Raw genomic sequence first — 25,832 nt, forward strand, 5'->3', positions numbered from 1 at the left:
GTCTCCTTTCAATTGTGAACGCGCGTTTATAGAGCTGAGAAAAAATTCCCTCGGGGCAAAGGGATTTTCCTGCAAAACATTATAATAATGATTGCCACTCCTTAAAGAAATGCTGGTACATCAGCGAAATGGTATACGCTGGACGGATGATGCAGCATTCTTGCAGGGAGCCTTACTTCTTCGGCGGCAGGCAGGAGTCTCTTTCGACCAGCCTGGCCGGGAAGCTGATGGTGCTAAAGGTCGGCTGAGCGGAATCGCACAGCTCGATCACTTTCTCGACAGCGGCCTTGGACATTTCGTAAATCGGCAGACGTACGGAGGTCAGCTTGGGATGAATGCGCGAGGCAAGCTGCACATCATCGAATCCGGCAATAGACATATCCTCAGGCACGGATACTCCGTGTTCGGAGAACGCTTCCATCGCTGAAATAGCCATGTCATCATTGGACGAGAAGAAGGCTGTCGGTAATGGGCCGCCGGACTCCAGCAGCTTCTTGACCTCTTCGTAGGCCTTCTCCTTCAGGAAATCACCCTGCAGGATGAAGTTCTCATTGAGCTGCAATCCATGCCGCTTCAACGTATCCTCGTATGCCATATAGCGCTCCCGTCCGGAGTACGTGTTCATTCGTCCGCAGATCATGCCAATTTCTTCATGGCCAAGGCTGATCAAATACTCCATGGCTTCGACAGTGCCCTCATAGTCCTTGGAGTTCACAATGGCCAGATGATTGCGGTCCAGATGCTCCGACATAATCTCCGAAATGTCATAATCGATCAGCACTAGCGGGGATTCAAGTCCAACCATTTCCCGTACGATATCAATATCCTTCTGGGTGCCGACGATAATGCCGCCGTCAATCCGTTTCTGCAGGAAAGCCTGCTTAACCTTCAGGAAATCGTCGGGAGAGTATACGGTATGAATCAGTACATAACAGCCGCGGGCATTCGACGTGTCGACTACGGCATCGACGAAAGGCGCGAAGTAATTGTTCTGATAGATCCGGGTTGCATTCTCCTTCTCGTTCATGCTGATGGCGAAAAGGCCGATCGTATCGGTCTTCTTGCCGGCCAGAGCCCGGGCAAAGCTGTTTGGCTCGTATTGATGCTGTTCAATAACCTTCAGCACCTTGGCCCGGGTCTCTTCAGGGACATTGGAATAGTTGTTGATCACGCGGGATACCGTACTACGGGATACCCCGGCGAGCTTAGCAATATCTTCGCTGCGCATAGTGCCCCCTTTAAATAAACGCGCGTTTATGAGTTCATTGTAAAATAAATCGCTACAGAAATCAATCACCCGGTTAAAGAATTTTGCCTTGCTCATAATTTATCCATTCCGTGATTTCTTCACACACTCTATTAACAATCAGGTGTTAAATTGAAGATATCCCCAGCTTGTATGTAGTATATACGTTCATGAACTCTTGACTCTGCCAGCTACTGGCAGGGTCGTTTTTTTATAGCTTAGCAAATCGACGAGATACTATGCAATTTAGAAGTTTGTATAAGATTGCCGCAGAGAAAGTGCATTGAAAGCTGATGAAGACGTGCTACTATTGTCATTAAGGTTATTGAGAATGATAATCAATCACAATGATGTATAGGAGTGAAGAAATCAATGGCAAGTTGGGGTCGAAAATGTATTTGGACAGCTGTACTTGTACTGGCAATGTCCGCTTTGGCGGCTTGCGGCACGAATAATAATGCTGCCGGAGGAAAAAACGTTCAAACAGAGAATGCGGCGAAGCCAACCGCAGCAAGCAATACATCCACCGATGCAGGCACCGATACTTCAGCCGATAATGGCACACGGACTGTCGTCGGGGAATTCGGAGAGGTTGAAATCCCCGTTAGTCCTAAGAGGGTGGCAGGGATCTATGTGGAGGATTATCTGAAGGCGTTAGGCGTTACCCCGGTCGTGCAATGGTATCATCCCAGCTGGGGCAAGCAGGATTATTTGAATCTGGATGTACCGGAATACGATATTACCGGGAGCATTGAGGCATTGTTGGAAAAAAATCCAGACTTAATCATTGCCGACGGAGGAGCAGATGCAGCAAAATACGAACAATATTCCAAGGTAGCGCCAACCTACCGTCTGCCGGAGGAAGTGCTGCAGGATTCAAGACAAATGCTCACAGCTATCGCAGAGGCGCTTGGCATTCCAGAAAAGGGCGAAGCTGTACTTGCGGAGTATGACCAGAAGGTGGCGGATGGAAAAGCCAAGCTGCAGCAGGCGTTGGGACAGGAGAAGGTAGCTGTAATCCGGCTTAACGTTGCCGAGAAAACCTTTGCGCTATTTGGTGTCAAAAACCGCTTTACGGGTGTGATCTATGATCAATTCGGTCTGACTCCCGTCCCTATGGCTGCGGAGATGACTGAATTTCAGTCCATTATTTCCGAAGAAGTGATACCAGATCTTGAGGCGGATCATATCATTGTATTCCCTGACAACGGAGGATGGGATACTGCGGAGAATGAGGAAGCAATCAAAATTCTGGATGGCCCGTTGTGGAAGAATCTGCCTGCGGTGAAGAACGGGAATATTTACAGAATGGAACGCTCCCACTGGCAGTCCGGCGCGATTACAGCCAATTCGATGAAGCTGGAGGATCTGCTGAAAGCAATGGTGAAATAAAACGCCAGGCAAACTGATAGACTAACCCCCCTAAAAGAAACCGCGGCAGCCATGGACGAGAATTAAAGTTTTGGACTGCCGCTTTTTTATTGAACTGACGTGCCCGCTAGCGATACTTCTTACTCACTAAAAACTCAACAATGGGTAATGTAATCATTGCTAATCCTAATACCCCTAATAAAAAGATGTTCATTGTTTCATTTACGATTTCATCAGCAACTAAAGCTACAAGTATAAAAAAAAGAAGAAGAAAGTAACTTATTTTCGAGCTTCTCTCCGTAATCTTTTTTCCTAACTCATCATCCTCAAATATACCATCTTTGTCTGCCTTGGTTCCCCAGGTGATCATAGGAAAAAACATCATTAATAGCGTTGCGATTGTTATTATTTCGTTAAATCCAACGTCTTTTCCAACAATGACCTTATAGATGGTAAAAACCACCACAATTAGAGTGGCTGCCCCTACTGCGATTGCACCTATTTTTCGGGTGTTCATTCCTCTTCTCTCCCTTCATGTATGAATAACTTATCGATTCTAACTCCTAAATGTTTGGCAATATCAAAAGCTAATTGCAAACTTGGGTCATATTTGTTGTTTTCAATGGCATTTATGGTCTGTCTGCTTACATTACATAAATCTGCTAACTTGCCTTGTGATATATCTTTTTGCTCTCGAAACTTTTTGATATGATTTTGCATTGAATTCCACCTTCTTCGTTAGATGGGGTGTAAAAAAGTTTTTACATTTAGATTTTAAAATAACATGGTTATAGTGTCAAACATCTTTTACACCTCTAAACAGCATGCTTGATAGGCCCTCATTTTTGTTTTACACTAAGGGAATGAAAATGATTCTCAATTAGGGGGCGGGAGAATGGCAGAACAGCTCAGTGAAAGCACTGAAAAAAAGCTGTTATACAGCTTGACTAACATAGAAGCAATAGCCCAATCCCCTGCGGGAAACGGACAAATGGCTGTGTTTCAGGAGCACACATTAATCATAGTATCGGAAGGGCAGGGCTGGCTCGAAGCGGAGGAAAGGCGTTATCCTTTGGAAAAAGGCGCAGGCTTTCTGATTGAGGCTGGATCTATGAACAGAATTCAGGCCGGAGAGCGGGGGCTTAGCTTTTACCGGCTTGCTTTTGAGGTTATCGGCACTGGGGATGGCAGACACCGCGGAAAGGGGGAATTGCCCGGGAATGCCATGCTCCAGCCGGGTCTCTTAAGCTGCAGACCTTTTTCACAATGTGCACTGCTGCTGGATTCCATTTATCATAGCCGCAGGAGCCCCGATGACATCGAATGGTTCGCGGGTCATACCCGTTTTCAGGAGCTGCTGCTGCTGATCATGCGAGCCAACTCCCCGGCAGTTCAGACAAAGAATGATCATGAGGCGGTACAACGTTCCATTCACTATATGCAGGAGCATTACAGTGAACCGATATCCGTCGACCAGCTGGCAGAGATTGCAGGCATTGGGCGCGCGCGTTACACGCAGCTTTTTAAGGAGATTACCGGCAAGATTCCGTTGGAGCATTTGAACGGCCTCCGTATCGAACGGGCGCAGCAGCAGTTGCTTCTGACCAAGGACCGGCTGCATGATATTGCACTGACTGCCGGCTATAGCAATGAGTATTATTTTAACCGGCGTTTCAAGGGAGCGGTAGGTGTTACACCCGGTCAATACAGGAGCCTTCATCAGGATGGGGTCCGTGTATTCGCGCCTTTTCTGGAGGATTATCTGCTGGCTTTGGGCATTACTCCGGTGGCTCAATATTGTCATGCCCAGTGGGGCAAGCAGGAGTACCTGGGTCTGGATCAGGTGCCAACGTTTGATATTTCCCGCGGAGATTGGTCAGAGCTTTCCCGTTACACGCCCGAGCTGATTATACTGGATGACGGCTTTCAGCGCTGGCATTTAGGTGAGTGCCGCCGGATTGCTCCGCTGTTCAGACTCCCGTTTCACCAGGAAGACTGGCGTGCAACACTGCGTTCTGCAGCTGCTGTCTTCGGCAGAACGGAACATGTGCAGGAGGTCATCGGCCATTATGAGCAGCAGGCCCAGCAGGCCAAGCGGATCCTCAGCCGCAGCGTCCGGGGAGAGACGGTAGCCTTACTTAGGATATCTTCCTGCGGAGTCGCGCTCTATGGATGTGAGGAACTGGGATATACGGCAAGCGTACTGCATGAGGATCTCGGGCTCCAGCGGCATCATTTGGTCCGGCAGCTCACCCGGGGACAGAAGCGCGTGAGCCTAACAAGTGAAGAGTTGTCAGGCCTGACGGCGGATCATTTGTTCATTACTTTTGACCGGCAGGAAGGTGAAGGCCGGGAGCTGCTGGATACGCCGCTGTGGAGTAGCCTGCCTGCTGTGCGCAACCGCAACGTGTACGAGGTGGATTTTATGGCCTGGATGAATTATGGTGTGCTTTCGCATCAGCGGAAGATCGAGGATGTGCTGCGGGTACTGGCGTAAAGAGCCGGTTTACCCATGAGGGATAGGTTCATGAATGATTTGACTCTGCCGGATGCCGGCGGGGTCTTTTTTTATATCTAATTTCCATTGAATCTAGGCCATAGAAGATAGTTTTACCACTATTTAATAATCGTAAAATGTGTTTTAGTACTGATTCACTTATCTATTACATTTATTCTGTGGAAGAATAGAATACAATATCTAGTTCTAGGAGGTGATTCTTATGTCGATTCTCTTACCTCAGCAGTTTTACTCTCTGGCTGCCAATGTTGGTAAATCTTATTTTGAAAACTTGAACGGTGGAGCAAATGCTACAATTACCGTTAATAACAACGGTCCGTTTCCGATCCTTCTTGTAGTTACACGTGTCAATGCTCCTGTTATCACTTATGAAATACCTCCAGTCAATAGCCTCACGCTGGAAGTCGCTTTGCTGTTGGTAGCTGCTCTCCAGACCACAGCTGCTGGTCCTGCTACGGGTTCAATTCAAATTGCTACTGCTGATTTCTAGTTTTAAAAAAGACAATAGATAGATTTGAATGTAGAGCATGTGTATCATAACCCGTCGGGCATAGTGCCTGACGGGTTTGATATTGTTTATTCGGCTGCTGACATCATGAAGAATCAAGAAGCCCCATGTATGAAGCAGTTCCGAACGTACTATAAGAATTAATCATATCTTTGACGTATATTGGCACATTTTGTATGCTTATTGAACAACTAGGGGGAGGGAGCGCAAAATAAACGGATCAGAAAATATGAGGAGTCTTTGCGATATTATTTAGAAGTTGTATGAGCTGATCAATAGTGAACGAAACCATACAAGTACTAGGCAAAATATTATACATACACATAGTCATATCATTTTGAAACAAAGGAGTTTTCGTATTGAGAAATATAGTAAAAAGAGTGCTATTTATCATGTGTTTGATTTTGGCTTCCGCTGGCACAGGTAGTTATGTACATGCCGACATGAATCAGACAATCCAAGTAATGGTGAATGGTCAGCTTTTAAACATGAACCAGCCAGCCGTTTATAAAAATGGCCGGGTAATGGTACCTATGCGTGCTGTCACTGAAGCTTTAAATGCTACTATTAAATTCCAGTCTGCTAAGAAGCCGATTGTGATCAAAAGCGGTTCCTTCGAGGTTTCTTTTACTTTGGGGCAAAAAACGGCCTATACGAACGGTAAGAAGCTTGCTCTTGAGGTTCCGCCGCAGAACATCAACAATACCATGATGGTGCCTATTCAGTTAATTTCCAAAGGAATGAATACAGATGTGGTATGGAAAGATGTGTGGAAGACCGTAGCTATCGAATCGAAGCATGCGGCTAGTGAGGTAGTTACAACGCAAGCTGAAGCATTACAAAAAGCTAAGTACCTTATAGATGGAGACAACAGCACAGCAAAAATCAAGGGGCAGGAGCTTCTAAGATACTATAGCGTTAATCTGGACGGTTACAATAACGGTGTGTACCTTGTTGATAAGTACAACGGTGAAGTGCTTTATTATTCTATTTCTGATGGAGCTTTTCAAAGTATATCTCGAAGTAATGCCCTTGAAGTTTTGGAAGCAAAGATAGAATCTCAGTCACAGGAACTAACTATTGACGACAACGATGAGATTAAATTCATCAACGGGAACAAATACTACGCTTTTAATGTTGAAATAGGAGATGAAAAATATTTTAACTCTTATGTTGTTACCACTGTGTATGTCAGTGTAGATGGAGAAACTTTCCTCATGTTGAATAAAGACCATCAAGTTGCAGGTTTCTCTGACAAAGCTTTCTCAGAAAGTATGGATGCTGTTTCTTTGAGAGTAAAAGCTTTAGAAGTTCTTGATAAAAAAGTTAGATCCCTTCTTGGAAATGAACCTAATCTTATGGATGATGGTGAGATTAAGACAATCAATAAGCAAAATTACTATGTTATCGAAGTGTGTTTTGTAGGGGCAAATAATCCCTATTATTATGTGACTACTGCGTATGTAAGTGCTGATGCTAAAAGCATCTATATGCTGACGAAGGACAATAAGGTTGTTCTGTTCTCGGACAAATTGTTTGTTCAATATATAAATGCTGCTCTAGAGGGATGAACGCCGCTCTTGAATGGATATTTGATGTTTAGCTTATCCGCCTTGGTTTCGTGTGTTTGACCCAACGATATGATAACCCGCCGGGCTTTTTTGAGCTGGCGGGGTTTCTTCGTCTTCTGGTCTGCTGACTTACAAATAATTCAAAAAAATCTATCGGCGGGCATACGCGGGAGGGATAAGGGATATTGAGAGTCAGAACAGAAAGGAGCGAGTAAAACGTAACGATCAATTATCATGAGGAAGCGGACCTATTTCGTAGTAAATAAGTAGTATACGGTAACTCTATTTCGGATTTATAATTAATGCATTGAATGAAAATAATGTCAGGCGGTGTTGTGTGTTGCCATGGGAGCCAATGCTTTTCATGTTCTTTTCGACTATTGAACTCATGTCTATTTATTATTTGATTATGTCGCTCTTTAGATTCAAGTGGAAACATCATGCTTGGCAAGCCTTGTTTGTTACTTTAATTATAAATTTGCAGAGCTATTTGGTGAGGAAAGAGCTTGATATGAGCAATATCGCACCTTTAATATTGATAGTAATATTCATATTGTTTTTTGCTGCAGTTGTTAGGATGCCCCTCATACTGTCCGTTATTGCAACTATATCAGGATATGCTATTTTTGCAGTCATACAAACTGTTATTGTACTTATCTTATTCGGTTCAATAGGAGCAATAGAAGGGAATAAAAGCAATGGATACATATTACAAGTACTCACCTCCGTAGTTATTTGCTCCTTTTTTTGGCACTACTACAGAAAAGGCAAAGGCTTTACTTTTGACATAGAGAAACTTCGATTTAAATTAGAAGATATTTTTTTAACGACGATCATCATAATTTTCCTAATTGGAATCTCAATTCTTTTATACTACAACGAAATTTATTTGAATATATTGTTCTTTTTAGTGATCTCAATTTTCTTCATTTATTACTCTACTGGGAAGGAAAAAGAAAATGATTGATCGTATATCTGAGAGGATAGCCTACAACATAAAAAAAGTTGTTCCTGATCACCCCGCATCGCAAGCGGTTCTAAAGTATGCATTAGAGGTTGTGCTAAATATTGTTTTTATCATTGTCATTACACTTGCGATATCTTTGCTCACAGGTAATTTCTCTGAAGCTTCAACGATATTAGTTTCTTTTGCATTACTACGGCAATCGTCGGGCGGTGTTCACCTTAAGTCGGGTATAGCATGTGTCATATTTACTACGACGTTGTTTACTGCGCTATCGTTTATTAACGTAAATTTATTAGTTGTACAGGTTATGAATGCAATCAGTTTTTTGATCATCTTGTGGTTAGCGCCTATTGGGATTGAAAAGCAGACTAGAATTCCCAAGCGTCACTATCCGAAGCTTAAAATAATCGGTCTGGTCTTGGTTGCTACAAATATCATAATTTGTTCATCTGCTATAGCCGTGAGTTATTTTGCTCAATCTCTAAGTCTATTAATTGCCAGAAAGGAGGTGAAGTAAAAATGTTGAAAAAAGCGAATGTTCGAATCGTGTCTGGTTTGGCGACATGCTTATCGATGGTAGCGTTATTCATTGCAAATACAAACAGTGCGTTGTATGTGCATCAACCTGAGGTTCCAGAAGAACTACTTAAATAATACTGGAGTGGTCCGTTTGAGTATCATATCCGTGAATAAAGACCCAAAAGGCATTACCGGGTTGTTTTCTCTTGAAATACCTAAAATTAATTATATGGAATTTGAGAGAGACATATATAGGATACTCGTCCACACGATAGAAGGAGTTTACTATACAGTCGGCACATTGAAATACTGGCTAAGCACTCTAGAGGCATCGGGATATAACTTCGTGCTAGCAGACAGAAACACATTGATTCATGTTTCTAATATCTTTCAAGTGGATAAGTCGTTTCATGTGGCCTACTTCGGGGAAAATTTATCAGGAGTCGAGCAAAAGTGTTTCCTTTCTGAAAAAGGATACAAAGAAGTCAGAAAAAATATTAATTTAACAACTACAAAAATCAATTTCATTGAGTTGCCTTTATGGTAACTCTTTTTTTCTAAAATAATCACTCAGGATAAAACATATAAATTGATTATCAATAGCATCAGACTTATAAAAACAACCACTCTGACATGAGTGGTTGTTTTTATAAGCGAAAAATTCCGTCCCCAATGCGAGTGGGGAATAGAAAAAGAAAAACTCCTTATAAAATAAGGAGTTTTACGTAGTGATGCAGTATAGGACGGATGGGGTTCGAACCCATGACCCCTACCCTGTCAAGATAGTGCTCTCCCGCTGAGCTACCGTCCTGCAACGAAATTTATAATACCACAGGATGTGAGGAGATGGCAATGTTTTTTTCACGGCATATGAATTTACTCACTTACAACTTGTTCCATAGTCTCTATGCTCGGATTAAATTAACTTTTGCGTAGGGAGTGATTCCATGGCGACCATTTTTAATGAACAGAATATCTCTTTTAAACAAAGGCAGTCTCCGGTTCCGGAATTTGCTTGGCACACCAGCGAGAAACTGGCGGGGATGGTAGGGTCGAAGCATTTGATTTTTGATATCCGGTCATTGGACCCGGGCAAGTACTCGTATCCGTATCACTTTCATAGAAATGCTGAAGAGCTGTTTGTGATTTTGGCGGGCAGTGCTATGTTAAGAACTCCCGACGGGTTACAGGAAGTCCATGAGGGCGATACGATATTTTTCGAAACCGGTCCATCAGGTGCGCATCAGCTGTTCAATCATACGGAGACGCCTTGCCGCTATCTCGATTTACGGACGAATAACGGGTTGGATGTTGCGGAATACCCTGACTCCGGGAAAATCAATATTTTACCGTATGAAGAGCTGTATGAAACGGAGGATAGGGTGGACTATTATAAAGGCGAACATTTGACCCGGGAGATATGGGCGCAATTGAACGCTCAGGGCAAGGGTGAGGAGAAGCGGGGAGAAGACGGTGGTGAGTGATTCTTTTGCCGGCGGACTTATGAATGCTTCTATTATATAATAGATGAAACTGTTGGAAGAAATATCAAGGTATTCTATACATAGGTTAAAACCAGAGATAATAGGAACGTCACATCCGGTAATCCACCAAAACTCTATCGGTTTTGCCGTCTAAGGAGATGCTTGTGAATGAAAGTTACTATACACGAGACGGGAATAAAGGAGGAAAATCTAACCTACGTCGTTATTATCGTAAGGCATAATGAGCAGTGGATATTAGCTCGGCAGCGTGGTCGTACCACATGGGAATTTGCAGGTGGACATATTGATGAGAATGAAACGCCTGATGAAGCAGCGGCAAGAGAACTGTATGAAGAGACAGGAGCGGAAGACTATACGTTATTTCCAATAAGTATTTATTCGGTTACCGGAGAGTCAATGCCGGATAGTTTCGGAAAGCTCTACCTGGCCACCGTTAATAAGTTCGGACAATTGCCGGCTTATGAAATGGAAGGAATATGCGGGTTCACGGAGGTGCCGGAAGAGTTAACCTATCCGATGATCTATCCTGCATTGCTGTCCAAAGTCAATGAATTTGCTGAGCAGTGCAATATTCAACTATAAAGATCATAGGAGGTCAATAACATGGCTATGCCAACTCATATTGTGGCTGTCGGCGGGATCGTGGAGAATGAGCAGGGAGAAGTGCTTTTGGTCAAAACGTTTCATGGTGGCTGGGTGTTCCCTGGGGGGCAAGTAGAGGCCGGAGAGAATCTGATGGATGCACTCATCCGGGAGATCAAGGAAGAAAGCGGAATAGACACCGAGGTCTCTCACCTGATTGGAGTGTATTCGAATACCAGAATGTACAAATGGCATGACGGCATCACCGATGTTCCGACGAAAGTAATGCTGGATTATGTATGTAAGCCGGTGGGCGGAGAACTTGCCGTTTCAGAGGAAACGTCGGAAAGCTGCTGGGTGGCTAAGGAGCTTGTGCTGGACAAGATCACAAGCATGGCGATCCGCACGCGTTATCAGGCTTATTTGGATTTTGCAGGGATCGTATCCTACATGGCCTATGAGACCAAACCAGAGTTTGCCGTCTCGCTGAAACGGAAGATATAGAACCAGCGTGGCAATCCTGCTATTCTTCACTTCGATGGCTGCAGCTAGCCTTCTTTTCTCGTTAAGGGTATGGATCAGGAAATCCATAAGAATTCCTGCGGCAAGAAAGGTTCCGAGGGGCAGCCACAATGAAAATCTGCGCATAAACAAACACCTCGCTTCGACTATTTACTATTAGACAACCTAAGGGGAAATTCAAATGACAGTCGAATACGGAAAACTCACCTTTTTGGAAATTAAAGAAAAAGCAGCGGAAGGTTATCTGGCAATTATTCCGACGGGCTGTACGGAGCAGCAGGGTCCACACTCCACCGTTGATTTTGATACCTGGCTGGCCACAGAGCTGTCCATTGAAGCAGCGCAGCAGGCCAAGCTGAAATACGGAGTCAAGTCCCTGGTGATACCGACAATTCCTTTTGGACCTACGCCGGAGCACCGCAGCTTTGGATACGGCTTTATCGATATTCCGCAGAAGCTGTATGAAGATGTAATATACGCTGTTCTGACTTCCCTGGTGGACCAAGGCTTTAGACAGCTGGTTATTTTTCGCGGCTGTGGCGGTCACCTGCTGGGCAATGTGGCAGTAAGGTTCAATCAGGAATATGAGGGGAAAGCCAAGGTCGATATTCCCCATCATCCGTTTCATGAGATCTGGTGCAGGCATGCTGATCCCGACATTCCGGGTGGTCATGCAGACAGCTTCACTACTTCGCTGGGACTTTATAAACATCCTGAGGATATTAGGGAAGCGCAGATCTTTAATCCTGGCAGCAGCGAGCCGGAATGGGATGATCCCAATCTGGATTTTGGCAAATATTCCACAACAGGCGTTATAGGTGACCCAACCCATGCCAGTAGGGATCTTGGCGAGAAGCTGTGGAACGGCTCCGTTGAAGCCATTGCAGCAATGCTGCAGGAAATTGTTCTAGCTCAGTAAAAGTTGCACAAAAGTGTGTCCGCAGCAGTTGTGTTTATGACTGTTCGGGCACTTTTTTTATTCTGACGCTGCGGGGACGCGTAACGCGTAGGCTTGCACAATGAAATAGACGCCCTAACTCCCTGAAAGCTGCTGCTAATGAAGAATCGGTAGATACGATCCGTGGATCGCTGGAGCTGGGTGTGACACTTTTTGATACAGCAGATCTTTATGGTGAGGAATACCTGCTGGGCAGGGCGCTCAAAGGCCACAGGGATAAGGCTGTAATTGCGACCAAATTCGGGGTGACGCATACTCACTAAAAACCTTGAAGTCGTCTCCCTGATTGAAGCGATGGCCGTACAAAAAGGCTGCACGACTTCACAGCTTGCTCTGGCTTGGCTGTTGGCACAGGGCGACAATGTTGTTCCGATCCCGGGGACAAAACGGCTGGGTAGAGTGAAGAAGAACCTCGGAGCGCTTCAGGTATCCCTGTCGGCGGAAGAACTTGCCCAAATCGAAAGCATCTCACCGAAGGGGGCAGTAGCCGGCGGGCGGTTTCCCGGCCAGAATTAACCTGGATAACCGGTAGAATTAGAGAAAGCATGAGGAATACAGTGGTCTTTTGCGGTACAGCCGTTTTTTTCTACAGCCTTACGATATCAACCGGGCTATAGAAAAATCGGCTTTTTTCGAGAGACGGTACCAGTTATTGTGTTCCTGCATTGATAGTTTCAATGAATTCATAATCATAGTAGAACTGACCGCCGCTTCTGCTCCGAAATCGTTGTAAATGATCAGCCTCTTGTCGGGTAAATTCCAGTAATACCGTTGAAAATTGGCATCATTGCTATACTGCCCTACACCGTAGATGCCCGCGTATTTCTCCGACAGCTTCCGGACGAGTGCTGCTCTGGCCTCTTGATCCTGTATATAATAGATGTAACCGGCGCCGCCTAACTTGTGGTTCTGCTGTTCCGGGAACAAATAGTACACCCAAGCATCGTCAAACTCCGGTGACGGATATTTATATTGCAGAATCTTTAGAGCACCATCGCCGAGATCTTTGAAATCCAACGTTTCGCTTTCCCTAACCTCGGTAATGCTCATTCCCCAGTCGGCGCTCCGAAAGGAATGCTTCATTAGAAAAGAAGAAGAAGGCAGAAAAAGTAATATACATAAAATTGGAACTAGAGTTAGAGTTTTTCTCATAGTTTCACCTTTAATAGAATTGATATCATCCCGAATAAAAAGTTGCAACTTACAGGCGGAGGCTGCCTACTACATACTAAACTCATCCTCCGCCATATAGCCAGCAGGTGTAATAAGGATTAGTTACTTAGCATCTGGCTCTCCAGCCGGGCTGTTTCCTCTTCAATCCGTACAGTATCAATGCGTTCGAAGAGCAGCTTCAGTTCATTGATGGTTTGTCCTGCCGGAACAGAGGACTGCTGCCATCCAGCCTCATCAAGGGACAAGAAGGTGCGGAGCTCATCACAGGAAAAAGGAATGAACGGATTCAGCAGATTAGCCAGATTAGCAATGATCTGTACGCAGGTGTAGAGGGTATCTCCGCAGGCGTTGCGGTCTTCCTTGATCTGCAGCCAGGGTTTCTGTTCATCAAAGTATTTATTGGCTTGGCGAATATAACCAAAGATAAACTCCAGAGCCTCCTTAAAACGCCCGGATTCGATCAGCCTGCCGGCTTCAGCGTATAAGTTGTCGAAGTTCGCTCTCCACTTAGGCTCCAGTATTCCGTCCGGCACACAACCTCCGAAGGCTTTATTTATGAAGGCCAGGCTGCGGTTTACAAAATTGCCGAAGGCGCCGAGCAGCTCGCCATTATGGCTGTGGATGAACTCCCTCCAGGAGAAGTCGGTATCACGCTTCTCGGGGCCGTTTGCAATCAGGAAGTACCGGATTGAATCCGGCTGATAGCGGCTGAGAATATCCGGTACCCAGACCGCCCAGTTGCGGCTGGTAGAGAATTTTTGCCCTTCCAGTGTCATGTATTCGCAGGCAAACAGACGGTCAGGCAAATGCAGTCCGCCCGCTCCCAATAGTATACCCGGCCAAATCAGACTATGAAAAGGCACGTTGTCTTTCCCATGTACATAATAAGCGGTTGTCTTGCCATCCTCATCGATGCTGTCGCGATTCTCCAGCCAAAAATCCTCCCAGCGGTTTCCTGTCTCTGCGGCCCACTGCTTGCTGGCGGACAGATAGCCGCTGACCGCTTCGATCCATACGTAGATTTTTTTGCCGGTGAATCCGTCTACCGGCACATCCACGCCCCAATCGAGATCACGGGTAGCCGCGCGGTCTTGAAGTCCCTCTTGCAGATAACGCTGAGTCAACCGGACGGCATTATCCCTCCAGCCCTGAGATGATGCTGCATAGTCTGCCAGTTCCTTTTGAAAGCTTGAAAGAGAAAGATAGTAATGCTCTGTAGGCCGCAGCACCGGAGGGGTTCCGCAGATTTTACAGGATCTGTCCAGCAGATCGGACGGGTCGAGCAGGGTGGAGCAGTAATCGCACTGATCACCGCGTGCCTGCTGCCCGCAGACCGGACACGTTCCCTCCACGTACCGGTCGGGTAGAAACCGCTGATCCTGCTCGCAGTAGCACTGGAGTGTTGTCTTTTTGTACAGGTGCCCGTTGTCCAGAAGTTTAAGAAATAGCTCACGAACGACCGTGTGGTGGGTTTCCTGATCTGTCCGCGTGTATAAATCGTAAGTAAAACCAAGCTTGCCGAAGCACTCCACAAATTCCTCATGATAGCGGTCGGCGAATTCGCCCGGCGTTACGCCCTCTTTGGCTGCCTGGACAGCAACCGGTGTTCCATGGCAATCGCTGCCGGACACATACAGCACCCGATCACCTTTAGCCCGGTGGTAGCGGGCCAGAATGTCACCGGGCAGAATGCTTGCCAGCCTTCCCAGATGCAGAGAGCCATTGGCGTAAGGCCACGCCCCTCCGATAAAGATATTGGACATTTTATCTCCTCCTAAAGTTTTGTGAGCATTACTCCCAGATTGTCCTTCGAACAAAACTCGCTTCGGAAGCATATGCTAAAGTTTTGTGAGCGCTACTCCCTGAATTCCCTTCCAACAAAACTCGCTCCAGAAGCATTTTTGGGCAACAAAAAAGACTCCCGTCCCCAAAAGGGACGAGAGCCTGTGCTCACGTGTTACCACCCAACTTCATCAATGCCTTGCGGCATTCACCTCTTCAGGTACGTCCGCTGTTCGCGGGTATACCCTAGCATGATAACGGATGCGGGTTCCGGCGCAGCCTACAACCCTCCTGGAGGGGTTCGATGCGCAGCTCAGAGACCATATTCCCTTGGATTTTCTTTGCTCCTTTTCAGCGGCCGGAGCTCTCTGTGAAAGATTGGCCAAGGTACTCTTTCTCTTCTTAGCTTTTGTGGTTATCCTAATTAATGGTTATCTTACGGGAGGAACGTGGTAGAAGTCAAGCGTTAAATGCAGTTTTTGAATCTGGATTCAACAAAGACCGCTGAACAGTTTAATAACCTCACGAATCGTCAAAGCTGTGTAGAGCAGAAGACGATAGGAGGGAAAAGATGCGCAGAATTAAGATATGGGAAGCGGTAGTGTGTTTAATGCTGCTTCTGACGGCAGTTGGGTGTGCTTCGTCCTATCAGGCGCCGAGTGTTGTGGAGATCCAGAGCATGACTGGCTTGGATGGAAAGGCTGAAGGTTTAGACAGCCCTTTATCGCCTGTATTGGAGGATGTATACGACCGCTCGATTTCCACTGAGGTCTATTCGGTCGAATAATGGCGCTCTTCACAGCGTAATGAAAATTCTGTATAATGGGTCAACTATCGTTTTTATATAAAGAGAGGAGACCTGTGGAAGTATGGCGGCGGAAATCGTACATGTAACGACAGATGAACAGCTCCAGATGGGACTGGACATCCGCAAAAAAGTATTTGTTGAAGAGCAAAAGGTACCGGAAGAAGAGGAAATTGATGAGTATGATGTAATCGGCGACAATGTGCATCATATCTTGCTGATGGATGAGGGTCTCCCGGTAGCTACCGGAAGATTGATTTATTATAAAGCAGGCACTGCGAAAATGCAGCGTATAGCAGTCGACAAAGACTACCGCAGCAAGGGATACGGGCGTATCCTGCTGTTGGCACTGGAGGAGCTTGCCCGTGAGCTGGGCCTCGAATCATCCATCCTTGATGGACAATGCCAGGCGGAAGACTTTTATAACAAGCTGGGGTATGAAGTGATCTCTCCAGAGCCATTCTATGATGCGGGTATTTTGCATGTGAGAATGCAGAAAACGCTGTAAACCTCAAAGTACATATTCTTTCGTTAGCAGGGCAAGCTAGAGTTGAGCCTAATGGCCAATCCAAGCGCGAAGGAGTAGATCCTAAGTGATGAACAATGAACGCGAACGGTTTACAGCGGCCCAAAGAAACGGTGACGGCGACCTGATGAAGTTCCAGACCTCTTCAGGACGTGTGCTGGACTACCAGCAAGCGCTGCAGGAGGTTCAAGCGGGAAGCATAGCCGGAGTGAATGTGTTCAAAGGCAGAGATGGCGAACTATACATCCGTGGCGATGCGGATGGCGATCCCACGAATAATCTGGATCAGCTGCCGCAGTTCTAAAACTGCATAGATAAGAACAGCCGGACAGGCAGTGTCAGTTGACACTACCCATCCGGCTTTTTTTGCAGCTTCAAGGTTATAAACTGCGGTTAATAAAGATACGGGAAACTGAACCTCAAAGCTCATATATCTCATGCTGAACAAGAAACTCCATTTCTCCGGTCATCCCCTCAAATTCAGGCTTCCGGTCGCTGTAGTGCATTAAATAGATTAACTTGCGTACATCATCAGGCAAAGACATCAGTTCCCGGAGTGTAGTATGAACCTTACCCGATCCGCTGAGCTCACAGTCGTGAAAAATCTTCCGGACGCCATGCTTGCGGACAAGCTTGATCAGCAGCTCAGGCTGGAAGGTCATATCGGCGCTGTAAAAGATATCATCATTCAGCAGCAGCGAGTAGCTGTCCCGGCCGCGAATATGCGGGGTGCGAATCAATTGCAGTGTAATTTCCGGGGAAAGGGTATAAGACTCACCTGGACGCAGGGCAGTTATATTGAACATTTCTTCGAGGGAATCTGCACGGCCTTCCTTTGAGTGAGCGCTCTTGCAGATGTGATCCCATAGCGGTTTGACCAGTGTCGCTGACAACAGCAGCTGCATTTTCCGGTTATTATCCTGCATCAACTCTAGTGCCAGCTCTTCCAGTCCGCCGACATGATCATTATGGATATGTGTGATTAGCGTCGCGTTCACCTCACGGAACGATCTCCCTAATTGATGCATGGCGAGCGGGGCCGTAGCACCACAGTCTATGAGAAGCGAGAAGTTGCCATCCAGCAGCAGCCCGTTGTTATTATAGTAGTTATTGGAAAAAGCATCACCCGTACCTATCATTTGCAGTTGTATAGTCATACCGAAAATCCTCCAGTTCTAATTGTTGCCAAAGCAGGTTAACGTTTTATTTTCAATATAGTAACATTTTGATGACAGAAATGAAATTTTCATCTCACTTCGGCGCAACTTGTGTCACCCTTGGCAGTATATATTAACAGCATGAATTATTTGGAGGGTCTCTGCTTATGAGGTGGAAAAAAGTTGCTCTGTGCGTAGTTGTATTTTCCCTGATGGGAAGTTCATTATTGTTCGCGGACGCTGTAAATCAGAAAATCAGGGTATGGAGCAATGGGAAGGAAATGGCCGATGGCGGCTATTTGATTGATGGCAAGGCTTATATCCCGGCCAGGGAAGCTGGAGGCGTCGTGAACTGGGACGGTTCAGGCAAAGTGACCATTCTTAAGCCGAATGTACAGATTATTCTGTATAAGGGCGATGATGTATTTGGTAACGTGAATATCGGAAAACTCAAATTTAAGGTGTTGTCACAGGTGGACAGCTTGACAGATAGCATCGCAGCAGTAAAAGTAGCCATTACCGATCCATCGGGAAATTTGAAGGACATTCAGTCGCAGGAGCTGGGCGGTTCGAAAAAAGAAGATTTCTGGTTCTCCACCTCGGAGTTCACCTATGATTTTAAAGAGTCCGGGAAGTACCGGGTGGGCTTCTATATTAAAGCCTCCAAGAATGTAGATTACGTACTTGTGTCAGAGAAGGTAATCACTGCACTAGATTAGGTATTTTGCATTACACCCAAATTGACCTGAACTTATCATACGTGTTACGATACCAAATGTAGGATAATTCAATTCAAAGTGAGGTATTTCAATGAGCGATCACAAACATGAGCATGGCCATGAACATGGTGAAGCATGCGGTTGCGGACATGATCACGACCATGAGCACGAGGAGTTTGTGCTGACCTTGACGAACGAGCAGGGCGAAGATGTAGAAATGGTGCTGGTAGAAACGTTCGATGTGGGCGAGAAATTATACGCGCTGTTGCTGGAACGCGAAAACCCTGAAGCGGATGGCATCATTCTGCGCATGGAAGAAGAAGATGAAGAAATGGTGCTTTACAACATTGAAGATGAAGCTGAATGGAAAGCCGTTGAAGAAGCTTACAACGAGCTGCTTGCCCAGCAAGAATAGATTTCAGTGTAGCACAGCCTGAGGTTGCATGAATTCAGCACTGAGGCTTGCATGCAAAAACCCGATACCTAAGTATCGGGTTTTTGTATGAATGCCTATGTTTTGCGGAAGGCTGGCCGATCAAGAGATCGGATCAGCTTCCACGACTACCTTGACAAAGTTGATGCTGCGGTCCTCCGGACCTTTGACCGGCAGCCCGATTTCCACATGGTCGATGATATAATCAATGTTATCCTGGGTAATTATTTCACCGGGGAGCAAAATCGGAATGCCCGGAGGATAAACATAGATGAATTCCGCAATGATATAACCTGCGGATTCGCGGAACGGAACTACCTGAGTATCCGCATAAAAGGCATCTCTTGGAATAAGGGCAAGCTGTGGAATTTCCGGCACCTGCACCTTAAGCTCATAGATCTCACCTTTGCTGTAATGGATGGCTGACAATACCCGCAGGGCGGAAAGCAGCTTATCTACGGAATCTTGGGTATCACCAGGCGTAATCAGGCAAAGAATATTATACATGTCGCTTAGTTCTACTTCGATGTTATACTTTTGGCGCAACCAGTTTTCTGTTTCATAACCGGTTATTCCCAAATGGCGGACATGAATGTTAAGCTTGGTTGGATCAATATTAAAGGTGGCCTCTGTGCCAAGAATCTCTCTGCCAAAGCTGTACAGACCGTCGATGTTGTTGATGGTCTCCCGGGCATAATTGGACAAGGCTATTGTTCTCTCGGCCATTTCATGGCCGTTCAGAGCCAGATTGCGTCTGGAAGTATCCAGTGACGCAAGCAAAATATATGAGGTGGAAGTTGTCGTCAGCATACTGAGAATCGTCTGTACCCGCTGCGGGTTGACCAGCCCGGTTTTGGCATTCACGTTAAGCACCGAGCTTTGCGTCATGGAGCCGCCCAGCTTGTGAACGCTGGTTGCCGCCATATCGGCACCAGCCTGCATGGCTGATACCGGAAGATCCTCATGAAAATGAATCAATACTCCATGTGCCTCGTCCACCAATACGGGAACCCCGTAGCTGTGGGCCAGGTCAACAATCGAACGCAGGTCAGCGCATACGCCAAAATACGTTGGATTGATTACTAGAACTCCTTTGGCGTCCGGATGGCGCCTTAATGCTCGTTCCAGCGAGCTGGTGGTAATGCCGTGGTCTATCCCAAGATTCTCATCCTGTACAGGTGAGACGAAAACAGGCTTGGCTCCGGAGAAAATAATTGCCGACATCACGGATTTGTGAATGTTCCGCGGCACAATTATTTTGTCTCCTTCTGAGCAGACAGAGAGGATCATAGTCATGATGGCATTGCTCGTGCCCTGTACGCTAAAATACGTATAGTCGGCGCCGAAAGCCTTCGCAGCCAGCTTCTGAGCTTCTTGTATTACGCCGGTAGGCTGATGAAGATCATCAAGCGGTGCGATATTGATCAAATCTATGGATAGAGCGTTATCGCCGATAAACTCACGGAATTCGGCATCGGTTCCTAGCCCCTTCTTATGCCCGGGAATATGAAATTGAACTGGGTTTCCAGCGGCATGCTTTTTGAGAGCAGTGAAGAGGGGAGTACGGTGTTGATCCATTTAATGCTGTCACAACCTTTCGCGAATAGTTTTTTTTCAAGCAAGCATCAGTATAACAAATCAATCAACATAATACTAGGATGTGATCTAATGTCTGGCAAAGTAGCACAACGTATGCATATCAGCTTGGCCTCGCCCTTCATTATGGAAATGTGGGCTATTATCTTTTTGGTGGAATTTGTGAAAGGCTCGCTGCTTGTCGCCCTCCTGCCTGTGTATATGGAGAATATCCTCGGCTTGTCGGTAACGGTGGTAGGCTTTGCTTTTGCCTTGCAATATCTGGGGGACAACCTCTTCCGCAGCCCGTTCGGCTGGGTGATGGAGCGTATCGGCTACCGCTGGACAATGACGGGTGCCCTGCTGCTGCTGGTAGTAGCGGTAGGAATGATTGTCTATGCCAAAGATGCGGTCAGTTTATCCATAGCCTGCCTGATTCTGGGCATTGGAACATCGCCGCTGTGGCCTTGCACAATGACAGGGATTACGGAGCTGGCCGGTTCTACGAAGAGCGGCAGCAGCGGTGCGGCGATGGGCGCAGTAGAGATGGCCTCGCTGGCCGGAACCGGGATCGGGCCGATCACCATGAATTTTCTGATGGATCATGGCGGTCAAGGCTACCGCACGGTATTTCTTGTGCTTATGGGATGCGCAGCTGCTGTTGCTGCCGTTGCCCTGCTGCTCCCGTCCAAAATTGGTGGCCATGCTCCCCACGTTGTGCGTGACATCCACAGTGAAGAAGCTCCTGTAGAACAGCGCAGACCGTTTCAGCCGCTGCAGAGCCTCAAGCGGACGATGCACGCGGTTAGAAGCTCGCTGAAGGTAAGCCGGCTTCTGTTCCCGGCATTATTTCTGCAGGCTTTTGCCATTGGCCTTATGACACCGGTAGTTACGTTGTTTGCCCATTCAGAGCTGCATGTCACGCCGAATCAGTTCAGTCTGCTGCTCATTGCCGGTGGGGGGATCACTGTGCTGGCGCTCATTCCCGCCGGGAAATTGGTGGACAGGATCGGGACTACAGTGTTTCTGAACATCGGATTTCTGCTGGCAGCCGGTTCACTGGCCTTCTTCTCCCAGGTGCGCTGGCTGCCGCTGGCCTTCTGCGCCGTTGCCCTGGTTGGTGTAAGTTATGCGCTTATTCTTCCGGCCTGGAACGCCTTTATTGCTTTCCAGGTGCCTAAGGGGGAGCGGGGCACCGTATGGGGCCTTTTCCTGACACTCCAAGGCTCCGGCATGGTAGCAGGCCCTGTACTGTCAGGCAGACTGTGGGATTCAGTCAGCCATAGTGCTCCTTTTCTGGCCAGCTCATTTGTGATGGTGCTGCTCTTCGGACTGCATCTGCTTATTGTCCATCGGACAAAATTAAAGACAGGAACTAGCTGAGCTGGGGTGGGTTTAAACCGATCGGTGACACTAAATAAGCCGCAGGCTGACGGAATGAATTCATCCGTCTGCCTGCGGCTTTATTGCAGCCATAGACTATGTATGTGTCTAGAAGGACATACGGTACAGGGGCAGCAGCGTCTCGAAGGTCTGCCGAATAAGCTCAAGGAGCTTATCCTCATCCGACAGAATCGGATCATCCTTGTCGATCCGCAGACCGCACGTAATCTCGGCTTTCTTGACTTCCTTCAGCTTACGCCCCTCAATTTGAAATACTGCAAAATCATCATGTGTAAATCCTTGAAATGGCATTATAGCGTCTCCTTGTTCAAAAGATAGATTAGCATGCATATAAGGATCGCTGAAATTGCTGCAGCTGCAGCATATTTCCATCTCAAAGCCTCTAAATCCAGTAAAAACAGCGGGAAGCGTTTGGGATTAGCAGGAAACGGGTAAAATTAGTCAATAAACCAAGTTACCGCTACATAAAATGAAGTATAAAATAAGAGTAAGACGAACGCAAAGTAAAGATCGCAAGTGGAGGTCCGGCAGTCGATATTACCTAGGAAAAAAGCTAATAAAGCTGGTTTTGCAGAAGCGAAGCTGTTAGGGGGGAGTGCCGTGAACAAAAATGACGAAGTGGAGTATTGCAATCTGGAGCTGCGGTTTGACCGACAGCATATACAGGATCTTATCAAGGACTTGATAAAGGATGGCTATTCCCTTTACTGGAGTGAGAATGAAAGTGTTTTTTTGATTTCGGTGCGCACCGGCCGCAAGCTGGTAAAGCTCCGCTTCCAGCGGATTAAGGATGGCTACAAGCTGGTGGGCGATTATATGATCCGTGATGCGCGCCTGTCCGAATGGATGGAGAAGCTTATTGGCGATATGCGAGGGCATGCCGTAGTCAAACGTTTCCGCGACCGTCAGATTATCATTGAGAATATTTTATTTGGTGAAGTGATCCGTCTGGTGGAAATTTCCGGGTACCAGCAGCGTGTCCTGTATCAGAAAGGGCCGATGCTCACGGATCAGGAGCTGACAAAGCTTTTTTACTCCGGTGAAGGAGAAGAACGGATCCGCCAGCGGAGGATTGAGGTTGATGAACAGCTGGACCGGTTGAATGAGGCTCTTCGCAGTGAGGACGCCGAACTTGCAGAGTCCTGTATGGCGGAGCTCAGCTTTTTGCAGCGGGAGCTAAATATGCTTGAATGGTAACAAAGATCGGCTTCATTTGGTTAAGGGCATCCCTCAGCAGGGGTGCCCTTAACTTTGTATTTCAACTTGTGGACAGGGGTTCACTTCTGGCGGTAAAAACGTTAAAATAGTCATTGTGAGCAATTTCCTGCAACTTAAGGACTTTGTCAATGAAATTGCTCTCTATTTCGCAGGCGGAACTTTGCTGTATCTGACAAAGGGTGGTATTCTTATACTGCGAGAAATGGATTTCACAAAAATATAGGATGCAAAGGGTGGAGGACCAGATGGCAAAACAACAAATCGGCGTTATTGGCTTAGCGGTAATGGGTAAAAATTTGGCTCTTAACATCGAGAGCAGAGGCTTTACCGTATCGGTATTCAACCGTTCCCCGGAGAAGACACATGATCTTATTGCCGAAGCGGAAGGCAAAAATCTGGTGGGTACTTTTTCCATTGAAGAGTTTGTAGAATCACTCGAAGTACCGCGCAAAATTCTGATCATGGTTCAGGCGGGTAAAGCTACCGATGCCACAATTGAGCAGCTTTTGCCGCATCTTGACCAAGGCGATATTATTATCGACGGCGGCAACGCTTATTTCCCTGATACGGTTCGCCGCAGCAAAGAACTGGAAGAAAAAGGTTTTCGTTTCATCGGTACCGGAGTTTCCGGCGGTGAAGAAGGTGCGCTTAAAGGACCTTCCATTATGCCAGGCGGTCAAGAAAGTGCATATAAGCTTGTTGAACCTATTCTTACGGCAATTTCGGCCAAAGTGGACGGAGAGCCTTGCTGTACATATATCGGACCGGACGGTGCAGGACACTATGTAAAAATGGTGCACAACGGCATCGAGTACGGCGACATGCAGCTGATCTGCGAAGCTTACCAGCTTTTGAAGGATGTGCTTGGTCTGGATGCCAAAGAACTGCACAGCATCTTCAAAGAGTGGAACAGCGGCGAGCTTGACAGCTATCTGATCGAAATCACAACGGATATTTTCGCACAATATGATGAAGAAACCGGCAAACCGATGGTTGACGTTATCCTCGATGCCGCCGGCCAAAAAGGAACAGGCAAATGGACAAGCCAGAGCTCGCTCGATCTTGGCGTGCCGCTGTCCATGATCACCGAATCCGTATTCTCCCGCTTCCTGTCTGCAATGAAGGATGAGCGTGTAGAAGCCAGCAAAGTGCTGAGCGGACCGGAAACCGAGCCTTTCCAAGGGGACAAGGCAGAATTTATCGAAAATGTGCGCAAAGCGTTGTTCGCGAGCAAAATCGTATCCTATGCGCAAGGTTTTGCGCAGCTGCGCGTAGCTTCCGACGAATACGGCTGGGATCTGAAATACGGCAGTCTGGCCAAAATCTGGCGCGGCGGCTGCATTATCCGCTCCCGTTTCCTCCAGAATATCACCGATGCCTATGAAACCAATCCAGAGCTTAAGAACCTGCTCTTGGATCCGTTCTTCAAAGACATCATGGGTTCGTACCAATCGGCATGGCGCAAGGTTGTTGCCGCTGCTGTAACTCAAGGGGTTCCGGTTCCGGGATTCTCAAGTGCATTGGCCTACTATGACAGCTACCGTACGGAACGCCTGCCTGCGAATCTGCTGCAAGCACAGCGTGACTACTTCGGCGCCCATACTTTCCAACGTGTGGACAAGGAAGGCGTCTTCCACCACAACTGGCTCGCTGAATAGGTTATTTGGCTCAGCTGCAAACAGCGGCCCGAACGGCTTCCCGCACCCGGGAGGCTTTCGGGCCTTTTTTTTCGGAATCTACAGGACGGGAATCGCATTGTGCAAAGTTTTCACCCTGTGTTATGATATGACAAATGTCGCGGTTGGAGGGTAGTCATGACTGGGGAGTTAGAACAACAACAGAGTTTCAATACCTTGCATAAAAATATTATCCTTGTAGGAATGATGGCCACGGGCAAGTCAACAGTGGGTGCCATGCTGGCGGAGGAACTGGGCTTTGAACTGGTTGATTTGGATCATGTCATTATAGAGAGTGAAGGCCGGAGCATTGCCGATATTTTTGCCGATGGCGGCGAAGCGTATTTCCGGAAGGTTGAAACCGCAGTACTTCAGCGGATGCTTGAAGGAGAGGGCAGAATTATTTCGACAGGCGGAGGTGCAGCACTGGCTCCAGGGAATGCCGAGATGATGTTGGAAAAGGGGCTTGTTGTGGCGCTTACGGCCACGGAAGAAGTCATCTTATCCCGTGTCAGCGGAGATCAGAACCGGCCGCTGCTCGCTGGCAACGCGCAGGAAAGGGTCCGCACCATCATGGAGCAGCGCCGGGAGGCTTACCGTTTCGCGCATTGCACAGTCGATACTTCGGAGCTGAGTGCGGCAGAAGTGTCGCAGCATATTTTAATGCATTACCGCGGTTGAGCTTTTAAGTATACTTGTGTGCGGCTTACGCCTCTGCACTTTCATTCCATTCAATCATTCCGCCGCTGAGGTTGGAGCCTTTGAAGCCGAACTGCTGCAGATATTCGCAGACACGCTGGCTGCGGGCACCTGAGCGGCAAATGAAGACGATCTCGGTCTCTGCCGGGAGCTCTTCCGTGCGCTGCGGAATCTCGCCCATTGGGATATGCTGAGCGCCGGGAATCATCCCGAAGGCGACTTCATCATCTTCGCGTACGTCTATCAATACAAGGTCTTCGCCTGTCTCCAGACGTTTCCGCAATTCCTGCGGTGTAATTTGGGGGATCTCATTCATGGTTGTGACCTCTTTTCTATCGGAAGATTGGTTTAATGATAACACAAGTGGAGAATAGCCTGTCAAACGAAGCACTATATAT

General features: G+C 47.0%; 32 protein-coding genes, 1 tRNA gene and 1 other annotated feature. Of the genes, 23 read left to right on the forward strand and 10 right to left on the reverse strand.

Annotated elements, in window-relative coordinates:
* Positions 1 to 172 precede the first annotated feature (172 nt).
* Positions 173 to 1,228: a LacI family DNA-binding transcriptional regulator gene (locus NSS79_RS13510; RefSeq protein WP_342439733.1), complete on the reverse strand. Its 1,056-nt coding sequence runs from the start codon at positions 1,226 to 1,228 to the stop codon at positions 173 to 175.
* Positions 1,229 to 1,618: 390 nt separating this feature from the next.
* On the opposite strand from NSS79_RS13510, the gene NSS79_RS13515 reads away from it, so the two are divergent.
* A complete protein-coding gene (locus NSS79_RS13515; protein ID WP_342439734.1) occupies positions 1,619 to 2,638 on the forward strand; it encodes an ABC transporter substrate-binding protein in 1,020 nt (339 codons plus the stop codon).
* 106 nt (positions 2,639 to 2,744) lie between these two features.
* On the opposite strand, the gene NSS79_RS13520 is transcribed toward NSS79_RS13515, so the two are convergent.
* The gene (locus NSS79_RS13520) at positions 2,745 to 3,134 is read right to left on the reverse strand and encodes a hypothetical protein (protein ID WP_342439735.1); all 390 of its coding nucleotides are present in this window, start codon (positions 3,132 to 3,134) and stop codon (positions 2,745 to 2,747) included.
* The gene (locus NSS79_RS13525) at positions 3,131 to 3,337 is read right to left on the reverse strand and encodes a helix-turn-helix transcriptional regulator (RefSeq protein WP_342439736.1); all 207 of its coding nucleotides are present in this window, start codon (positions 3,335 to 3,337) and stop codon (positions 3,131 to 3,133) included. Before NSS79_RS13525 ends, NSS79_RS13520 begins: the two co-directional genes overlap by 4 nt.
* Positions 3,338 to 3,512: 175 nt before the next feature.
* Between NSS79_RS13525 and NSS79_RS13530 the strand changes: the two genes are divergently transcribed.
* From NSS79_RS13530 to NSS79_RS13560, 7 genes are all read left to right on the forward strand, one after another.
* Complete coding sequence (locus tag NSS79_RS13530) at positions 3,513 to 5,114, forward strand: helix-turn-helix domain-containing protein (protein ID WP_342439737.1); 1,602 nt, start codon at positions 3,513 to 3,515, stop codon at positions 5,112 to 5,114.
* 223 nt (positions 5,115 to 5,337) lie between these two features.
* Positions 5,338 to 5,625 carry a hypothetical protein gene (locus NSS79_RS13535; protein ID WP_342439738.1) on the forward strand — a complete coding sequence of 96 codons (288 nt, stop codon included), beginning with the start codon at positions 5,338 to 5,340 and terminating at the stop codon, positions 5,623 to 5,625.
* A gap of 377 nt (positions 5,626 to 6,002) precedes the next feature.
* On the forward strand, positions 6,003 to 7,214 hold the full coding sequence (locus NSS79_RS13540; protein WP_342439739.1) for a copper amine oxidase N-terminal domain-containing protein: 1,212 nt from the start codon (positions 6,003 to 6,005) through the stop codon (positions 7,212 to 7,214).
* A 337-nt stretch (positions 7,215 to 7,551) separates the two neighbouring features.
* On the forward strand, positions 7,552 to 8,181 hold the full coding sequence (locus tag NSS79_RS13545; protein ID WP_342439740.1) for a hypothetical protein: 630 nt from the start codon (positions 7,552 to 7,554) through the stop codon (positions 8,179 to 8,181).
* The gene (locus tag NSS79_RS13550; protein ID WP_342439741.1) at positions 8,174 to 8,698 is read left to right on the forward strand and encodes an accessory gene regulator B family protein; all 525 of its coding nucleotides are present in this window, start codon (positions 8,174 to 8,176) and stop codon (positions 8,696 to 8,698) included. Before NSS79_RS13545 ends, NSS79_RS13550 begins: the two co-directional genes overlap by 8 nt.
* A 2-nt stretch (positions 8,699 to 8,700) precedes the next feature.
* Complete coding sequence (locus NSS79_RS13555) at positions 8,701 to 8,835, forward strand: cyclic lactone autoinducer peptide (RefSeq protein WP_081965804.1); 135 nt, start codon at positions 8,701 to 8,703, stop codon at positions 8,833 to 8,835.
* Positions 8,836 to 8,851: 16 nt separating this feature from the next.
* On the forward strand, positions 8,852 to 9,247 hold the full coding sequence (locus NSS79_RS13560) for a LytTR family transcriptional regulator DNA-binding domain-containing protein (RefSeq protein ID WP_076112094.1): 396 nt from the start codon (positions 8,852 to 8,854) through the stop codon (positions 9,245 to 9,247).
* 192 nt (positions 9,248 to 9,439) lie between these two features.
* Here the strand turns inward: NSS79_RS13560 and NSS79_RS13565 are convergent.
* Positions 9,440 to 9,511 (reverse strand) — tRNA-Val (locus NSS79_RS13565).
* A gap of 136 nt (positions 9,512 to 9,647) precedes the next feature.
* On the opposite strand from NSS79_RS13565, the gene NSS79_RS13570 reads away from it, so the two are divergent.
* The 6 genes from NSS79_RS13570 to NSS79_RS13595 all read left to right on the forward strand — a co-directional run bounded on the left by NSS79_RS13570 (position 9,648) and on the right by NSS79_RS13595 (position 12,783).
* Positions 9,648 to 10,184, forward strand: a complete 537-nt coding sequence (locus tag NSS79_RS13570) for a cupin domain-containing protein (protein ID WP_342439742.1) — start codon at positions 9,648 to 9,650, stop codon at positions 10,182 to 10,184.
* Between the two features lie 168 nt (positions 10,185 to 10,352).
* Entirely contained in the window at positions 10,353 to 10,787 is a 435-nt protein-coding gene (locus tag NSS79_RS13575; protein WP_342439743.1) for an NUDIX domain-containing protein, read from the forward strand.
* A gap of 21 nt (positions 10,788 to 10,808) precedes the next feature.
* On the forward strand, positions 10,809 to 11,291 hold the full coding sequence (locus tag NSS79_RS13580; protein WP_342439744.1) for an NUDIX hydrolase: 483 nt from the start codon (positions 10,809 to 10,811) through the stop codon (positions 11,289 to 11,291).
* 199 nt (positions 11,292 to 11,490) lie between these two features.
* The gene (locus NSS79_RS13585; RefSeq protein WP_342439745.1) at positions 11,491 to 12,228 is read left to right on the forward strand and encodes a creatininase family protein; all 738 of its coding nucleotides are present in this window, start codon (positions 11,491 to 11,493) and stop codon (positions 12,226 to 12,228) included.
* A gap of 182 nt (positions 12,229 to 12,410) precedes the next feature.
* A complete protein-coding gene (locus NSS79_RS13590; protein WP_342439746.1) occupies positions 12,411 to 12,530 on the forward strand; it encodes an aldo/keto reductase in 120 nt (39 codons plus the stop codon).
* Positions 12,531 to 12,561: 31 nt separating this feature from the next.
* A complete protein-coding gene (locus NSS79_RS13595) occupies positions 12,562 to 12,783 on the forward strand; it encodes an aldo/keto reductase (protein WP_342439747.1) in 222 nt (73 codons plus the stop codon).
* Between the two features lie 78 nt (positions 12,784 to 12,861).
* On the opposite strand, the gene NSS79_RS13600 is transcribed toward NSS79_RS13595, so the two are convergent.
* Both NSS79_RS13600 and metG read right to left on the reverse strand, forming a co-directional pair.
* Positions 12,862 to 13,317, reverse strand: a complete 456-nt coding sequence (locus tag NSS79_RS13600; RefSeq protein ID WP_342439748.1) for a hypothetical protein — start codon at positions 13,315 to 13,317, stop codon at positions 12,862 to 12,864.
* 221 nt (positions 13,318 to 13,538) lie between these two features.
* Positions 13,539 to 15,203, reverse strand: coding sequence for a methionine--tRNA ligase (gene metG / locus NSS79_RS13605; RefSeq protein ID WP_342439749.1), 1,665 nt, complete (start codon positions 15,201 to 15,203; stop codon positions 13,539 to 13,541).
* A gap of 166 nt (positions 15,204 to 15,369) precedes the next feature.
* Positions 15,370 to 15,635: a binding site (T-box leader), on the reverse strand.
* Between the two features lie 158 nt (positions 15,636 to 15,793).
* On the opposite strand from metG, the gene NSS79_RS13610 reads away from it, so the two are divergent.
* The 3 genes from NSS79_RS13610 to NSS79_RS13620 all read left to right on the forward strand — a co-directional run bounded on the left by NSS79_RS13610 (position 15,794) and on the right by NSS79_RS13620 (position 16,857).
* Positions 15,794 to 16,009 (forward strand): hypothetical protein, encoded by a 216-nt coding sequence (locus NSS79_RS13610; RefSeq protein ID WP_342439750.1) that lies wholly within the window; start codon positions 15,794 to 15,796, stop codon positions 16,007 to 16,009.
* Positions 16,010 to 16,091: 82 nt separating this feature from the next.
* Entirely contained in the window at positions 16,092 to 16,535 is a 444-nt protein-coding gene (locus NSS79_RS13615; RefSeq protein ID WP_076112079.1) for a GNAT family N-acetyltransferase, read from the forward strand.
* 85 nt (positions 16,536 to 16,620) lie between these two features.
* Complete coding sequence (locus NSS79_RS13620; RefSeq protein ID WP_038590405.1) at positions 16,621 to 16,857, forward strand: DUF3892 domain-containing protein; 237 nt, start codon at positions 16,621 to 16,623, stop codon at positions 16,855 to 16,857.
* A 115-nt stretch (positions 16,858 to 16,972) separates the two neighbouring features.
* Here the strand turns inward: NSS79_RS13620 and NSS79_RS13625 are convergent, their stop codons facing one another.
* On the reverse strand, positions 16,973 to 17,710 hold the full coding sequence (locus tag NSS79_RS13625; RefSeq protein ID WP_342439751.1) for an MBL fold metallo-hydrolase: 738 nt from the start codon (positions 17,708 to 17,710) through the stop codon (positions 16,973 to 16,975).
* Between the two features lie 167 nt (positions 17,711 to 17,877).
* Here NSS79_RS13625 and NSS79_RS13630 point away from each other — a divergent pair, with 167 nt between their 5' ends.
* Together NSS79_RS13630 and NSS79_RS13635 are read left to right on the forward strand one after the other, a co-directional pair.
* Positions 17,878 to 18,429, forward strand: a complete 552-nt coding sequence (locus tag NSS79_RS13630) for a copper amine oxidase (RefSeq protein ID WP_342439752.1) — start codon at positions 17,878 to 17,880, stop codon at positions 18,427 to 18,429.
* A gap of 91 nt (positions 18,430 to 18,520) precedes the next feature.
* A complete protein-coding gene (locus NSS79_RS13635) occupies positions 18,521 to 18,844 on the forward strand; it encodes a DUF1292 domain-containing protein (protein WP_019911532.1) in 324 nt (107 codons plus the stop codon).
* 120 nt (positions 18,845 to 18,964) lie between these two features.
* Here the strand turns inward: NSS79_RS13635 and NSS79_RS13640 are convergent, their stop codons facing one another.
* Positions 18,965 to 20,440 carry an aminotransferase class I/II-fold pyridoxal phosphate-dependent enzyme gene (locus tag NSS79_RS13640; RefSeq protein WP_076112074.1) on the reverse strand — a complete coding sequence of 492 codons (1,476 nt, stop codon included), beginning with the start codon at positions 20,438 to 20,440 and terminating at the stop codon, positions 18,965 to 18,967.
* A gap of 90 nt (positions 20,441 to 20,530) precedes the next feature.
* On the opposite strand from NSS79_RS13640, the gene NSS79_RS13645 reads away from it, so the two are divergent.
* The gene (locus NSS79_RS13645; protein ID WP_076112072.1) at positions 20,531 to 21,820 is read left to right on the forward strand and encodes an MFS transporter; all 1,290 of its coding nucleotides are present in this window, start codon (positions 20,531 to 20,533) and stop codon (positions 21,818 to 21,820) included.
* Between the two features lie 108 nt (positions 21,821 to 21,928).
* On the opposite strand, the gene NSS79_RS13650 is transcribed toward NSS79_RS13645, so the two are convergent.
* Entirely contained in the window at positions 21,929 to 22,132 is a 204-nt protein-coding gene (locus NSS79_RS13650; RefSeq protein ID WP_340898841.1) for a DUF1054 family protein, read from the reverse strand.
* A 309-nt stretch (positions 22,133 to 22,441) separates the two neighbouring features.
* Here NSS79_RS13650 and NSS79_RS13655 point away from each other — a divergent pair, with 309 nt between their 5' ends.
* The 3 genes from NSS79_RS13655 to NSS79_RS13665 all read left to right on the forward strand — a co-directional run bounded on the left by NSS79_RS13655 (position 22,442) and on the right by NSS79_RS13665 (position 25,416).
* Positions 22,442 to 23,038: a hypothetical protein gene (locus NSS79_RS13655; protein ID WP_038590415.1), complete on the forward strand. Its 597-nt coding sequence runs from the start codon at positions 22,442 to 22,444 to the stop codon at positions 23,036 to 23,038.
* Positions 23,039 to 23,304: 266 nt separating this feature from the next.
* Positions 23,305 to 24,717, forward strand: a complete 1,413-nt coding sequence (gene gndA / locus NSS79_RS13660; protein ID WP_342439753.1) for an NADP-dependent phosphogluconate dehydrogenase — start codon at positions 23,305 to 23,307, stop codon at positions 24,715 to 24,717.
* Positions 24,718 to 24,873: 156 nt separating this feature from the next.
* Positions 24,874 to 25,416 (forward strand): shikimate kinase, encoded by a 543-nt coding sequence (locus NSS79_RS13665; RefSeq protein ID WP_342439754.1) that lies wholly within the window; start codon positions 24,874 to 24,876, stop codon positions 25,414 to 25,416.
* A gap of 25 nt (positions 25,417 to 25,441) precedes the next feature.
* On the opposite strand, the gene NSS79_RS13670 is transcribed toward NSS79_RS13665, so the two are convergent.
* Positions 25,442 to 25,750, reverse strand: a complete 309-nt coding sequence (locus tag NSS79_RS13670) for a rhodanese-like domain-containing protein (protein ID WP_038590436.1) — start codon at positions 25,748 to 25,750, stop codon at positions 25,442 to 25,444.
* Positions 25,751 to 25,832 lie beyond the last annotated feature (82 nt).

Source organism: Paenibacillus sp. FSL L8-0436 (assembly GCF_038593025.1).
GTDB lineage: Bacteria > Bacillota > Bacilli > Paenibacillales > Paenibacillaceae > Paenibacillus_AQ.